Below are 13046 nucleotides of genomic sequence, written 5' to 3' on the forward strand. Positions count from 1 at the left end.
CCTCTGTTGAAACCTCTCTGGATGACCACCATGCCCCATACCGTCATGAAGCGCACGCCCGGCGCCCGGATGCCCGGCGCGCCGATGCTCGCAGCGTTACTGTTGTGCACGTTCGGCGCGAACGCGCATGCCGATGAGAAGCAGCTCAATCTGTATAACTGGGCCGACTACATTGCGAAGGACACCGTGCCGAACTTCGAAAAAGAGTCCGGCATTCACGTGCAGTACGACGTCTACGACGGCGACGAAACCTTGCAGGCGAAACTGCTGACCGGTTCGACCGGCTATGACGTGGTGGTGCCCACCTCGAACTTTCTCGCCAAACAGATCGAAGCCGGCATCTACCAGAAGCTCGACAAGTCGAAGCTGCCGAACCTCGCGAACCTCGACCCCAGTTTGCTCAAACTGGTCGCCGACGCGGACCCCGGCAATCAGTACGCAGTGCCGTGGGCATGGGGCACCACCGGCCTCGGCTACAACGTGACGCGGGTCAAAAAGATTCTCGGCAACGACGCGCCGCTCGATAACTGGGACATCCTCTTCAAGCCCGAGTATCTGAGCAAGCTGAAGAGTTGCGGGGTGTCGGTGCTCGATGCGCCCACCGATGTCTTCGCGGTCACGCTGCATTATCTCGGCCGCGATCCAAACAGCGCGAATCCCGCCGACTACCAGGCCGCCTATGAAGCGCTAAAGAAAATTCGCCCGTACATCACGCAGTTCAACGCGACAAGTTATATCAACGATCTCGCGGGCGACGACATCTGTTTCGCGCTGAGCTGGTCCGGCGACGTGTCGATGGCGAGCCATCGCGCGCGTGAGGCCAACAAGAGCTACGAGGTGAAATACTTCATTCCGCAAGGCGGTGCACCGGTCTGGTTCGACATGATGGCGATCCCCAAAGATGCGCCGCATCCGCAAGCCGCGCTCGACTGGATCAACTACATCGAGCGGCCCGAGGTTCACGCCGGCATCACCAATGAGGTGTTCTATCCGAATGCGGACGCCGCCGCGCGCAAATTCGTGCGACCGGAGATTCTCAACGATCCGACCGTGTACCCACCCGAGTCCGTGCTGAAAACGCTGTTCCTGCTCAAGCCCCTGCCGGCCCAGATCAAACGTCTGGAAGGCAGGTTGTGGGCGCAGTTGAAGACGGGGGGATAGTGGGCATAGTGGGCCGGCGCCGTGCGGATCAGCCGCCTTTCGCGTACAACGTGGACTCGGCGAATCCGTCGGCGGCGAGCACCTGGCCCACCAGAATCAGCGCCGTCCGCTCGATGTTGGTGCCCTGCACCTTGGCGACAATATCGTCGAGCGTACCGGTGAGCTTTTCTTCATCCGGCCAGCTGGCGCGATAGATCACCGCGACCGGACAGGCCCCGCCGTAATGCGGCCGCAATTCCTCCACGATGCGCGCGAGATGACGCACACCGAGGTGAATCGCCATCGTCGCGCGGTGTCTGGCCAGGTCGGCGAGCTGCTCGCCTTCCGGCATCGTGGTCTTGCTTGCAAAGCGCGTGAGGATCAGCGTTTGGGAAACATCGGGCAGCGTCAGTTCGCAGCCGAGCGTCGCCGCGCATGCGGCAGTCGCCGTCACGCCGGGCACGATTTCGTAGGGAATATCGAGTTCGCGCAGCCTGCGAATCTGCTCGCCGATTGCGCCATACAGCGAGGGGTCGCCGGAATGCACGCGCGCCACGTCCTGGCCTTTGTCATGAGCGGCCTTGAGCAAGGCGACGATCTGATCGAGGTCGAGCTCGGCGGTATTCACGACCAGCTCCGCGCGATGCCCCTCCAATACGGCGGGCGGCACGAGCGAGCCGGCGTACAGGATCACCGGGCAGCCGCGCACGATGCGTTGCCCTTTCACTGTGATCAGTTCCGGGTCGCCTGGACCCGCGCCGATAAAAAACACCGTCATTCAGTACTCCATGATTCGTTCGGCTGGCATGTCGTCCATGCGCCAGTTAACCTGAGACCTGGCCTGCAACTTGACCTGAAACCCGCAATGCTTCCAGCAAGTCGGCCACGCTAACAAACTCGCGATCGACGGTGGGCAGTTCGGGACGCCGCAGCATGACGACCGGTAAACCCCGTTCGCGCGCGACTTCGAGTTTCGCTTCGGTGGCGCTGCCGCCGCTGTTTTTGCTGACGACGACATCGAAGGTTTCCGCGCCGAACAGCGCCCGCTCGCCTTCGAGGGTAAACGGGCCGCGTGTCGCCAGAATCCGCGCGCGTGGATGCGCTTCGTGTGCGTCGAGGCAGCGTATCGTCCAGAACTGCTGCGGCGGGATTTCGTCGAGATGCGCGAGCGGTTCGCGGCCGAGCGTGAAGAGCGGCCGCCTGAACGGCGCGAGCGCGGCCGTGAGTTCGGCCCAATCGCCGACCATGCGCCAGTCGTCGCCGGCTTGCGGCTGCCAGCCTTCGCGACGCAGCGCCCAGCACGGTACGCGCGTCGCGCCGCTCGCGTTCGTGGCATTGGCGGCATTGGCGCTGATCTGCGCGGCGTACGGATGGGTCGCATCGATCACGAGACCGATACGTTCGTCCGCAATGTAACGCGCCATCCCTTCGCTGCCGCCGAAGCCCCCCACGCGCACCGCGCATGACAGATCATCCGGCACCTTGCCGAGGCCCGCGAGACTGTACACGTGCTCAGGGCCGAGTTGTCTGGCAATCCGCAAAGCGTCGCCGGTGCCGCCGAGCAGCAGGATCCGCATCATTGCGCCGCTCCGGTCACGGTTGGGATGAATGGTCGAACGCGCCGCGCGTGTCATTGACCGGCTTCGTGAGTTCCAGCAGCGTGATCGGCAGCGCCTGGCGCCACGTATCGAAGCCGCCGAGCGGCTGCGCCTCGGCCAGCGCGATACGGGTCAGCGTGCCGCCATGCTGCTCCCGCCACGCGGCGAGCACCGCCTCGCCTTGCAACGTGACCGCGTTGGCCACCAGCCTCCCGCCTTCACGCAGACGCGCCCAGCAGGCATCGAGCACGCCCGGCGCCGTCACGCCACCGCCGATAAAGACGGCATCCGGCACCGCCAGTCCAGCCAGCGCCTCGGGCGCGCGGCCAGCCACGAGTTGCAAACCCGGCACGCCCAACGCATCGCGATTGTGTTCGATGAACCGCTGACGCTCCGTGTGCCCTTCGATCGCGATCGCGCGGCAAGTCGGGTGCGCGCGCATCCATTCGATGCCGATCGAACCACTGCCCGCGCCCACATCCCATAGCAATTCGCCAGGCGTCGGTGCGAGGCGCGCCAGCGTGATCGCGCGGACGTCACGTTTGGTCAACTGACCGTCGTGGCGAAAGGCGTCGTCGGGCAAACCGACCGTTAGCGGCAAGCGCGGAGCGCCCTCCGTGGCACGGCATTCGAGCGCGATCAGGTTCAACGCCGCCACTTCGCCCGCGGGCCACCCATCCGCGCGGCCCGCTATGCGCCGCTCCTGCTCGCCGCCCAGATGTTCCAGCACGGTCATCCGGGTCGCACCGAAACCGCGCGCATTCAGCAACTCGGCAAGCGCTGCGGGCGTACGTCCGTCGGCGCTCAGCACGAAGACGCGCGCGCCATCGTGCAGGTGAACATTGAGCGTCGATAACGGCCGTCCCACCAGCGACACCGTAGCGACGTCCTGCAACGGCCAGCCCAGCCGTGCAGCCGCCAGCGACAACGACGACGGCGCGGGCAACACCCGCAACTCGCCTGCCGGCAACTGCCGCGCCAGTGTCGCGCCGACGCCGAACAGCATCGGGTCGCCGCTCGCCAGCACGCACACGGGCGCGCCACGCTCCGCCAGCAAGGGCGCGAGATCGAACGGCTTCGGCCATGCCGCCCGGCGCGCGGCCAGGCGTCGCGGCAACATCGCCAGATGACGTTCGCCGCCATAAACCACCGACGCTTCCAGTAAAGCACGCCGCGCGGGCCTCCCCAAACCGGCGAAGCCGTCATCGCCTATGCCCACCACGGTCAGCCACGCCGACATGCATCCATCCTCATTCTGTATCGTCAAATATTGCGCTGTGCCACGCCGATCAAAGCGTCCAGCCTCGTTGAGCTATTCGAAAAAAGGCATAATACAGCCGCCGGTGCCCTTCGGGGCCGAAGAGGGAACACAGTGCCACTGTGGCTGCCCCCGCAACTGTATGCAGCGAGTCCGCCTGCGCTACGCGCCACTGGTTAGACCGGGAAGGCAGCGGCGGACCATGACCTGCCAGCCAGGAAACCTGCCGGCCAGACTGTTCGTGCCAGCCACCATCGGGCGGGGTGTACCGATGCCGCAGCAACGCCCGCCCGGGCGGCGCTCAGGTCCTCGCGCGACGTTAAACCCGGTGTCCGTCTTGAACCAAGCTTCGTCCTTCACTGCTGTGCCCAACGCGGCCCTCGTGCTGCGGCCCTCGGCGTGTCCGGGGCTGCTGCGCATCGTCGCCGCGCGCGACGGCGGGATCTGCCGGATCAAATTGCCCGGTGGCGAACTGAGCGCGGCACAGGCCATCGCAATTGCCGACGCGAGCACGCGGCATGCAGCCGGCGTAGTCGAATTGACCAATCGCGCGAATCTGCAGGTACGTGGTGTGCGGAGCGGGCATGAAGCGGCGTTGATCGCGGCGCTGGTCGACGCGGGTCTGGGGCCGATTCGGGCGACCAGCGCGGTGGATGCTTCCAGCTTGCTGCTCGCGACTTCGGCGGACGCTTCAGACGCATCTCGATTCGGCGCAGCGGATGCTTCGAATACGCGATCGACGACGGCACCGCAATTTCCAGACTCAATATCGACATCCGCCGCGGACGATGTGCGCAACGTGATGGTGAGCCCAACTGCCGGGCGCGATCCATTTGCGCTGTTCGACACGCGCCCGCTTTGCGCCGAACTGCTCACCTTGCTGCAAACCGAAGCGCGTTTCGCGGCGCTGTCGCCCAAATTCGCGCTACTGCTCGACGGTGGTGAACGCCTTGCGAGGCTCGATCATCCGCATGATGTCTGGCTGGCGGCGACGCAAGCTGAAGACGGTGTGCGATTTGTGTTTGGTTTGGCGGGTTGTCCGCCTGTGGTGGCGAACGCGAACGCCGATGTTGAAGTTGACGCCGACGCGCGTGGCCCTACGGAGTGTCTCCGCACGGATAGCGGAGGCGCCCTCGCAGCCGTGCTGCCTGCACAGGCCACAGGTCTTGTCCGCGCGATCCTGCATACGTTCCTCGATCTGGCCGCCGCCGATGCCACGCGCATGCGTCATCTGCTTGCCACTCATTGCGTCGACACGCTATTGCAGCACGCTCAAACGTATGTCGATTTTCCATTGGTACGCGACACGTCGCTCGCACACTGGCAACGCGGCACGCCTGCCGATGCCACGCTGCGACTCGGCGCGCACGCCCAGCGCGGCGTGAGCCTGCAGTACGCAGGCGGCCAACCGCCGCTCGGACGCCTCGACGCCGTCACCTTGCGTGGCCTCGCCGCGCTCTCGCAACAGCGCGGCAACGGCACGTTGCGCATCACGCCGTGGCAAAGCGTGTTGTTGCCCGATATCTCAACGAATGACGCGCCCGCCGTAGTCGCTGAAATGAGCGTACTAGGCCTCGCCTGCGATCCCGCGCAACCTATTACACGCTTGATCGCGTGCGCCGGTTCCACGGGCTGCGCAAAGGGCCTCGCTGATACCAAAGCCGATGCACTGCTTCTGGCAGAGCGCTTGCCCGATGACGTCGACGTCCACCTGAGCGGCTGTCCGCGCTCATGCGCCGCTGCACATTGCGCGCCCTACACGCTGCTGGCCACCGCGCCCGGCCTCTACGACCTTTTTCAACGCGACAGCACGCCAGGTTTCGGCTCATGCGTCGCGCGCCAACTCACGATCGAGCAGACCGCCGACCTGCTCGACGCCTTGGCACACCCGGCCCGGAGCCCTTTAGATGCTTGATTACATTCGCGACGGTCAGGAGATCTATCGCCAATCCTTCGCGACGATACGCGCCGAGGCCGATCTTTCGCGCATCCCCGTCGACCTGGAGAAACTCGCGGTGCGCGTGATTCACGCCTGCGGCATGATCGACGTCATTGACGCGCTGCAGTTTTCCGACGGCGCGGGCGCCGCCGGGCGCACGGCGCTGGCACAAGGCGCGCCGATTCTGTGCGACGCCGGCATGGTGGCGCAAGGCATCACCCGTGCGCGACTGCCCGCGAACAATGAAGTGATCTGCACGCTCACGCATCAGGACGTGCCCGCCCTCGCGCGCGAACTCGGCAATACACGCTCGGCCGCCGCGCTCGAATTGTGGCGTCCATATCTGGCCGGCAGCGTCGTGGTGATCGGCAACGCGCCGACCGCCCTCTTTCATCTGCTCGACATGCTCGATGACGGTGCGCCCAGGCCCGCGTTGATCCTGGGATTTCCGGTCGGCTTCGTCGGTGCGGCCGAATCGAAAGCGATGCTGGCCGAAGATAGTCGCGGCGTACCGTACGTCGTGATTCAAGGCCGACGCGGCGGCAGCGCGATGGCCGCCGCCGCTGTGAACGCGCTGGCGACGGAGGTCGAGTAAATGACCGTGCAAGGACGTTTATTCGGCCTGGGCGTCGGCCCCGGCGACCCCGAACTCATCACGCTCAAAGCGCTGCGCTTGCTGAAAGCCGCACCCGTGGTCGCGTATTTCGTCGCGAAGGGCAAAAAGGGCAACGCCTTCAGCATCATCGAGGCGCATCTGCATGACGCGCAACAGCATCTGCCGCTCGTCTATCCCGTCACGACCGAAGCGCTCGAGCCGCCGCTTTCGTATGAAGCGATCATCGCCGACTTCTACGACACCGCAGCGCAAGTGGTCGCCGGCCATCTCGACGCGGGCCGTGACGTCGCGGTGATTTGCGAAGGCGACCCGTTTTTCTACGGCTCGTATATGTATTTGCACGACCGCCTCGCGGCGCGCTTCGAGGCTGAAGTCGTGCCCGGTGTGTGCTCGATGCTCGGCGGTGCGGCCGTGCTCGGTGCGCCGCTGGTGTATCGCAATCAGAGTTTGTCGGTGCTCTCTGGCGTCTTGCCGGAAGACGAGTTACGCCGGCGTCTCACCGATGCGGATGCCGCGGTCATCATGAAACTCGGCCGCAATTTCGACAAGGTACGGCGCGTGCTCGGCGAACTGGGGCTCGCGCATCGGGCGCTCTACGTCGAACGCGCGACCATGGGCAACCAGCGCATTGTGCCGCTCGATGAAGTCGATCCGATGGCCTCGCCGTATTTTTCGCTGCTCGTGGTGCCGGGGGAAAAATGGCAAGGATGACGCCGCCGGCGATTGTGATTCTGGGCGCGGGCGCATTGGCAACGGCGCGGCGTATCCAGACGCTATATACCGGTTCCCAGGTGCATGCCCTGCAAGGACGCGTCGAGGCTGACGTCTCGTATGCGGAACTCCGCGCGCATCTGTGCGATCTGTACGCACGCGGCACGCCGGTCATTGCGCTGTGCGCCGCCGGCATCGTGATTCGCTGCGTGGCGCCGTTGCTGTCGAACAAGGGCGCGGAACCACCCGTGCTAGCCGTGGCGGAAGATGGCAGTGCAGTCGTGCCCTTGCTGGGCGGTCTCGCAGGCGTCAATGTCATGGCGCGCGAGATTGCGGCCGCGCTGGCTGTGCCGCCTGCGATTACGACCAGCGGCGAACTGCGCTTCGGAACCTGTGTGCTCAATCCCCCCGAAGGCTATGCGCTCGCGGATATCGCGCAGGGCAAGCGCTTCGTGTCGGATCTGCTGGCCGGAGAAAGCACTCGCATCGAAGGTGAAGCACCGTGGCTCGACGATGCGCAACTGCCGCGCGCCGAATCGGCACGTCTGGCGATTCGCGTGACACCGCGTGCGTGGGACGGACGGGATGACGAGTTGGTGATTCATCCGCGAAGCGTGGTGGCGGCGGTCACTGTGCTGGGCAAGGGTGCTGGTGCCAATGCCAGTGCTGGTGCTGGTGCTGGTGCTGGCTCGCCCTCTGCTACGAACGCGAACCTTGCCACAAATTCCCGTTCAGATGCGCAGACGGATTCCGGCGCGCGAATCGCTGCGGTGGTGCGCGAGGCATTGGACGCGCATGGTCTTGCGTCGCTTTCACTCGCGGCCTTGCTGGCTCCTTCCGAACACATGGCGGACCCGGCGTTCGCCGATGCCGCGGCGAACCTGAACGTGCCGCTGCGTTTTGCCCAGCCGCGCCCGGAGGACGGCGAGCCGCCGAGCAATTTGCTGCATGCCGCGCTGCGCGTCCCTTATCAAACGCTGCATGACGACGCGGACGCAGGAGTTGCGCTCGCCTTGTCGGCGCTGGCAATCGACCCGGAGACGATTGGCCGCGCGCGCGGCCGCCTGACGGTAATCGGCCTGGGCCCAGGCACGGCTGACCTGATGGTCCCCGCCGCCCGCACAGCGCTGAACGAAGCCACCGATATTCTCGGCTACGAAACCTACGTGAAGATGGCCGGCCCGTTGCGCGCCGATCAGCGCGTCCATGGCACCGACAATCGCGAGGAAATGCAACGGGCGCGCCATGCGTTCGAACTCGCTGCCACAGGACGGTCGGTGGTGATGGTGTCGTCGGGCGATCCTGGCGTGTTTGCGATGGCGGCTGCCGTGCTCGAGGCGCTCGAAGAAGGCGGCTCGACGCACGCTGACTGGCGCGCGGTCGAACTCGCGATCGTGCCGGGCGTGTCGGCGGCCATGGCGACCGCGGCGCAAGCCGGCGCGCCGTTGGGCCACGACTTCTGCATGCTGTCGCTATCCGACAATCTGAAACCGTGGACCATCATCGAAAAACGCCTTCGGCATGCGGCCGAAGCAGATCTGGTGATGGCTTTCTACAACCCGATCTCGCGCGCCCGGCCATGGCAGTTAGACAAGGCGCTGGATATCCTGCGCGAATATCGCACGGCGGCGACGAAGGTGGTGCTCGGTCGCGACATCGGCCGGCTGGGCGGCACGCTGCGCACGATCACACTCGGCGAGCTGCGCTCGTCGGACGTGGATATGCGCACGATGGTCATTGTCGGGTCGTCGACAACGCGGGGGTTTGCTAACGGTAGCAAGGGTGGCGAGTGGGTTTATACGCCGCGATGGTATGAGTGAGCAGTTTGCTCGCTCATACCGTCTTCGATGCCGCGGCCGGGTTCCGCAACACGCGCTGCGTTTAGCGCCCTAAGCGCCCTAAGCCGCCACTCTCAAATCATCAATCGCCCGTTGCCTCACCCCGAGATCGTCCCAAAGCTCCGGGTGACACGTGAACACCAGAATCTGGTGCCGCGTAGCCGCGTCGATCAGCGCGCGCTTGATCGCATCCCGTCGCGTGGCATCGGTATGCACGGCCGCATCGTCGAGCATCAGCAAGGTCGGGCGGCCCGACGCCTTCAACAGATCCGCATACGCGAGCCGCGTCAGGATTCCAAGCTGCTCGCGCGTGCCGAAGCTCAGCGCATCGAGCGTATCGGCCCGGCCATAACGATCCAGCGTCGCGGGACTCAGATCGTCGCCGAGTGCAACCGTCGACTGCGGGAAAATCCGCTTCAGGTAGTGCCCAAGCCGTTCGGTCAACGGCGCGCGCAGTTGTGCCACCGCCGCGTCGCGTTCGTCGACCAGCACCTCGTCGAGCAGACTCAACGCACTTGCCCTCAAGCTCAATTCGTCCTTGCGGCGCGTGGCCTGCTCGACTGACGCCTTCACGGTAGCGAGACGCTCTCCAAGCCCGGACGCGCCCACCGTTTCCAACTGACTGCGCAATTGCGTGATCCGCAGTTGCCGTTCGTGCTGCTCGTTGCGCGCAAGCTCCGCCGACGCCCGATAGCGTTTCGCTTCAGCGGCCGGATCGTCGAGACGGGCCGCCTCCAGTTCACGTTCACGTCCTTCGAGCTGTTTCTTCAGCGCCTCGACCTGCACACGCTGCTCGACGATTTTCGTCTGCCACTGCGCACGGCTGCGGCAAAACGCTTCGTCGCCCAGTTGGGCTTCCTTTCGCTGCAACTGAGCCGCGAGCGACTCGGTTGTCGCCGTAGCAGTGGACCTGCTTTCCGCCGCCTGCGTCAGCACTTTTCTCGCGGCTTCCAGCGCATCACGCGCGCTGCCGGCATCGCGGCGAGCCTCGTCGAGCGGGGGCGCCGCCGACACATCCGGCAAGACCGCCAGCCGCTCATTCGAGGTCTGCAGCCGTGCAGCGGCCGAAGCCAACGCAGCCCGCAGCGCGTCGATACCCTGCGGCGCATGCACCTCGAGAATCTTCGCCTGGCTTTTCTGCTGCGCGACCAGCGTCTTCCACTGCTCGTGCCTGGCCTCGGCTTCGCCCAGCGATGCCACGCTCAGCGCCTGCAACAATTGTGTATGCCGGGCCTCCAGCGACGCCAACTCAGACAACTGCGCCGGCAGATCGGACATGCCCGGGATCACGCGCAGTTCGCCGAGTTCACCCAGACCGATCAGCATCTCCTCGTCGAGCCGCAGCACACCCTCGCCGCTCACTTTCGCGTCGCCGACGGTAATCGCGCCATTCAACCGGTATTCGATCCGCGTCATCGCCGCTTCAGTACGCGCGCGCAGCACAATCAATTCCGCATCGAGCGATTGGAGCCGCGTCAATTGCGCCGCGTCGATTTCGACCGCCGCTGCTGCGCGCGTCGCCTCCAACACCGCCTCGTTTGCCTTGCTCGCGGCTGCAATAGCCGCTTCAAGCCGCTCACTCTCGGTGCGATGCAGAGCGATCTGACTGCGCAAATCGCCCGCGGTCACCGCGGCGCTTGCCAGTTCGTGCGCGCGGCTGGCGTCGGCATACGCCTGTTCGAATTGCGCGACGCTCGCCTGAGCCTGCGCATGCTCGTTCTGTACCGTCGACACGTTGGCTCGCGCGGCGTCGAGTTGCTGCCGCTCGCGTGCCACGGCCGCCTCCAGTTCTGTTGCGGCCTGTTCCTGCTGGACCGACAGCGCCAGTTCCGCATCGCTCAATTTCAGTGACTGCACCAGCCCCTGAAGACTGCGCTCGAGTTCCGACGCGGCATCGGCACGCTGTTGCGCCTGCACGGCTTTCTGCTCGTGAAGCTCCCAAGGGCGCTTGCGTTGCGCGTCCTCAAAGGCTTCCTGCTGCGTGGCAAGCCGCCCGATGTTCTCGTCGAACTGTTGGCGCTGCTGCTCCAGTTCGTCCCGTTCGCCAATCAGCGCCGCCAACGCCTGTTCAGCCTCGGCCAACGGCCCGGTGGACTTCTGCGTACGCGCCGTAAGCAGTTGCCGAAGCTCGCGCTGCACAGCCGCGATCAGCGCATCTTCGCCGGCGGATTCGCTGCTGCCCGAGAGTTGCGAAAGTGCGTCGCGCAGATACTGTGCCGCGTGCCCGGTGGAATCGCGCACCTCCTGCGTGCCGCCTTGCTGCACCCATAACAACCCAGGCACGCCGGCGTTTTCCGCCTTGAGTGGCCCGCGCGCGGCACGGGAAAAACCGAGCAACGCGGCGAGCTTGTCCTCGGCTTCGTCTTCACCGAACACCGCCTGGCCGATCTTCAGCTCACAGCGCTGGCGTGTGACGAACTGCTTTGAAAGCCGGCACGCCGTGCCGTCCATCTCGAACGTCACTTCAACCGACGGCTGCCCGCTCGCCTTACCCCACGGCAGCAGGTCTTTCAGATGCGAAGCCTTATAGCGTTCGAGGAACACCGCTCGCACGGCTTCGGCAATCGTGCTCTTGCCCGCCTCGTTCGGACCGGTGAATAGATTGAGCCCGGGCTGCAGATCGTCGATCACGAGCCGGCCGGCGAACTGCTTGAATTCCTGAATCGCAATACTTTCCAGCTTCATGCGGACCTCGCTTCGCGCGGCAGTTCACGTTGAAAACGCGCGAGCAGCAATAACGCCTCCGCCGCTCGCTTGATCTGTTGCGGGTCGGACTGCGGGTCTTCCTGCAAGCTGCGCAAACGCGCCACCACCTTCGCGAGGTAACCGCTCTGCGCGCCGAGTTCGGCGAGATCGTCCGCTGTGGGCAGCACCTGCAGACCACTCAGATCGACGCGGAGTGCACGCACCCGCGCACGCGTCTCCTCCACCGCGACGTGAAGCGCTTCGGCCTCGGCCAAGGCGGCCGTGCCGCTTACGGTGACTCGCAGCACGTCGTGACTGCCTAACGCGCCAAGGCGTGTTTTGAGCGAATCCACGTCGGTCGGCACCGAGATCGTCTCGTCCCAGCGATGCCACTGATATTTGCCCACCCGCACCGCTTCGACTTGCGGCACGGCGCCCGGCCCGGTTAGCGTGACGTCGAGCATGAAGCCCGGATCGTTGGCGCGGAACCGGTCCTGCTCGTGCGTGCCGGCATACCAGGTGCGCTCGTCGACGCGCAAATGACCATGCCAGTCGCCAAGCGCAAGATAGTCCAGACGCGCACTCGCGGCACGTGTCGCTGCAATCGGATTCGACGAATCGATGCCCTCCTGCAAGATCCCGCTCACGCTGCCGTGCGCGAGTCCGATGCGGTGATAGCCTGCGGGTGTCTCAGTTGTGTCGAAGAAGCCCGTGGTGTCGTCGTAGGTGATGCGCTGCGTGAGCGGCGCGCAAAGCAATGCGCATTGGCAGGCGTCGAGCGTCACCACGCCGGCTTCGAGCACCACCCGCACGTTCGGTGCAATGCAGTTCAGGCGCCGCGCACGGGTCCACACGCTCTCGACCAGCGCGGCGTCGTGATTGCCGGGCAGCATGATCCACGGCCCGGAAAACGCTTGCAGCGCACCGAACAGACGGCGGATCACCGTGTCCGAGACGGTTTGCAGATCGAATACGTCACCCGCGACCAGCACGGCGTCGACCTTGCGCGCCGTGGCTTCCTCGGCGATCCGGTGCACGGTTTCGAAGCGCGCCTGCGCGAGGTGTACGGCTTCGTCCGGCTCGAATTGGCCGAACTGCGTGCCTATCTGCCAGTCCGCGGTGTGCAGAAACCTGATCACTGTGCCTCCATTCTGTTCAATTGCATCGTCGCTCAATCGTCGTTCGGCGCTCATGTTACCGCGCCGGCGAGTCAAAGAAAGTCCCAAGCCGTTGCCACGCAGCGGGAACAGCGGCGCTACAC

At 65.1% G+C, this 13046-nt stretch carries 10 protein-coding genes and 1 riboswitch; of the genes, 5 read left to right on the forward strand and 5 right to left on the reverse strand.

The window, feature by feature from the left end; genetic code table 11:
• Nucleotides 1-69 precede the first annotated feature (69 nt).
• Nucleotides 70-1161 carry a polyamine ABC transporter substrate-binding protein gene (locus PQR67_RS31930; RefSeq protein WP_408466846.1) on the forward strand — a complete coding sequence of 364 codons (1092 nt, stop codon included), beginning with the start codon at nucleotides 70-72 and terminating at the stop codon, nucleotides 1159-1161.
• A gap of 28 nt (nucleotides 1162-1189) precedes the next feature.
• On the opposite strand, the gene cobM is transcribed toward PQR67_RS31930, so the two are convergent.
• The 3 genes from cobM to cbiE are packed head-to-tail and all read right to left on the reverse strand — an operon-like array spanning nucleotide 1190 to nucleotide 3978.
• Nucleotides 1190-1918: a precorrin-4 C(11)-methyltransferase gene (gene cobM / locus PQR67_RS31935; RefSeq protein ID WP_408466798.1), complete on the reverse strand. Its 729-nt coding sequence runs from the start codon at nucleotides 1916-1918 to the stop codon at nucleotides 1190-1192.
• Between the two features lie 46 nt (nucleotides 1919-1964).
• On the reverse strand, nucleotides 1965-2720 hold the full coding sequence (locus tag PQR67_RS31940; RefSeq protein ID WP_408466799.1) for a cobalt-precorrin-6A reductase: 756 nt from the start codon (nucleotides 2718-2720) through the stop codon (nucleotides 1965-1967).
• A gap of 13 nt (nucleotides 2721-2733) precedes the next feature.
• Nucleotides 2734-3978, reverse strand: coding sequence for a precorrin-6y C5,15-methyltransferase (decarboxylating) subunit CbiE (gene cbiE, locus PQR67_RS31945; RefSeq protein ID WP_408466800.1), 1245 nt, complete (start codon nucleotides 3976-3978; stop codon nucleotides 2734-2736).
• 86 nt (nucleotides 3979-4064) lie between these two features.
• Nucleotides 4065-4241: riboswitch (cobalamin riboswitch) on the forward strand.
• 83 nt (nucleotides 4242-4324) lie between these two features.
• Here cbiE and cobG point away from each other — a divergent pair.
• Genes cobG through cobJ form a run of 4 tightly spaced genes read left to right on the forward strand, consistent with a single transcriptional unit; the run spans nucleotide 4325 to nucleotide 9082 of the window.
• Nucleotides 4325-5911, forward strand: coding sequence for a precorrin-3B synthase (cobG, locus tag PQR67_RS31950; RefSeq protein WP_408466801.1), 1587 nt, complete (start codon nucleotides 4325-4327; stop codon nucleotides 5909-5911).
• The gene (locus PQR67_RS31955; RefSeq protein WP_408466802.1) at nucleotides 5904-6530 is read left to right on the forward strand and encodes a precorrin-8X methylmutase; all 627 of its coding nucleotides are present in this window, start codon (nucleotides 5904-5906) and stop codon (nucleotides 6528-6530) included. The genes cobG and PQR67_RS31955 overlap by 8 nt, the downstream gene beginning before the upstream one ends.
• Nucleotides 6531-7262 (forward strand): precorrin-2 C(20)-methyltransferase, encoded by a 732-nt coding sequence (locus PQR67_RS31960; protein ID WP_408466803.1) that lies wholly within the window; start codon nucleotides 6531-6533, stop codon nucleotides 7260-7262.
• A complete protein-coding gene (gene cobJ, locus PQR67_RS31965; RefSeq protein WP_408466847.1) occupies nucleotides 7259-9082 on the forward strand; it encodes a precorrin-3B C(17)-methyltransferase in 1824 nt (607 codons plus the stop codon). The genes PQR67_RS31960 and cobJ overlap by 4 nt, the downstream gene beginning before the upstream one ends.
• Nucleotides 9083-9160: 78 nt before the next feature.
• On the opposite strand, the gene PQR67_RS31970 is transcribed toward cobJ, so the two are convergent.
• Both PQR67_RS31970 and PQR67_RS31975 read right to left on the reverse strand, forming a co-directional pair.
• Nucleotides 9161-11785 (reverse strand): AAA family ATPase, encoded by a 2625-nt coding sequence (locus tag PQR67_RS31970; RefSeq protein WP_408466804.1) that lies wholly within the window; start codon nucleotides 11783-11785, stop codon nucleotides 9161-9163.
• Nucleotides 11782-12924, reverse strand: coding sequence for a metallophosphoesterase family protein (locus tag PQR67_RS31975; RefSeq protein ID WP_408466848.1), 1143 nt, complete (start codon nucleotides 12922-12924; stop codon nucleotides 11782-11784). Before PQR67_RS31975 ends, PQR67_RS31970 begins: the two co-directional genes overlap by 4 nt.
• Nucleotides 12925-13046: the final 122 nt, after the last annotated feature.

The sequence above is a fragment of the Paraburkholderia fungorum genome, from assembly GCF_046026025.1.
Taxonomy (GTDB): Bacteria; Pseudomonadota; Gammaproteobacteria; order Burkholderiales; family Burkholderiaceae; genus Paraburkholderia; species Paraburkholderia fungorum_E.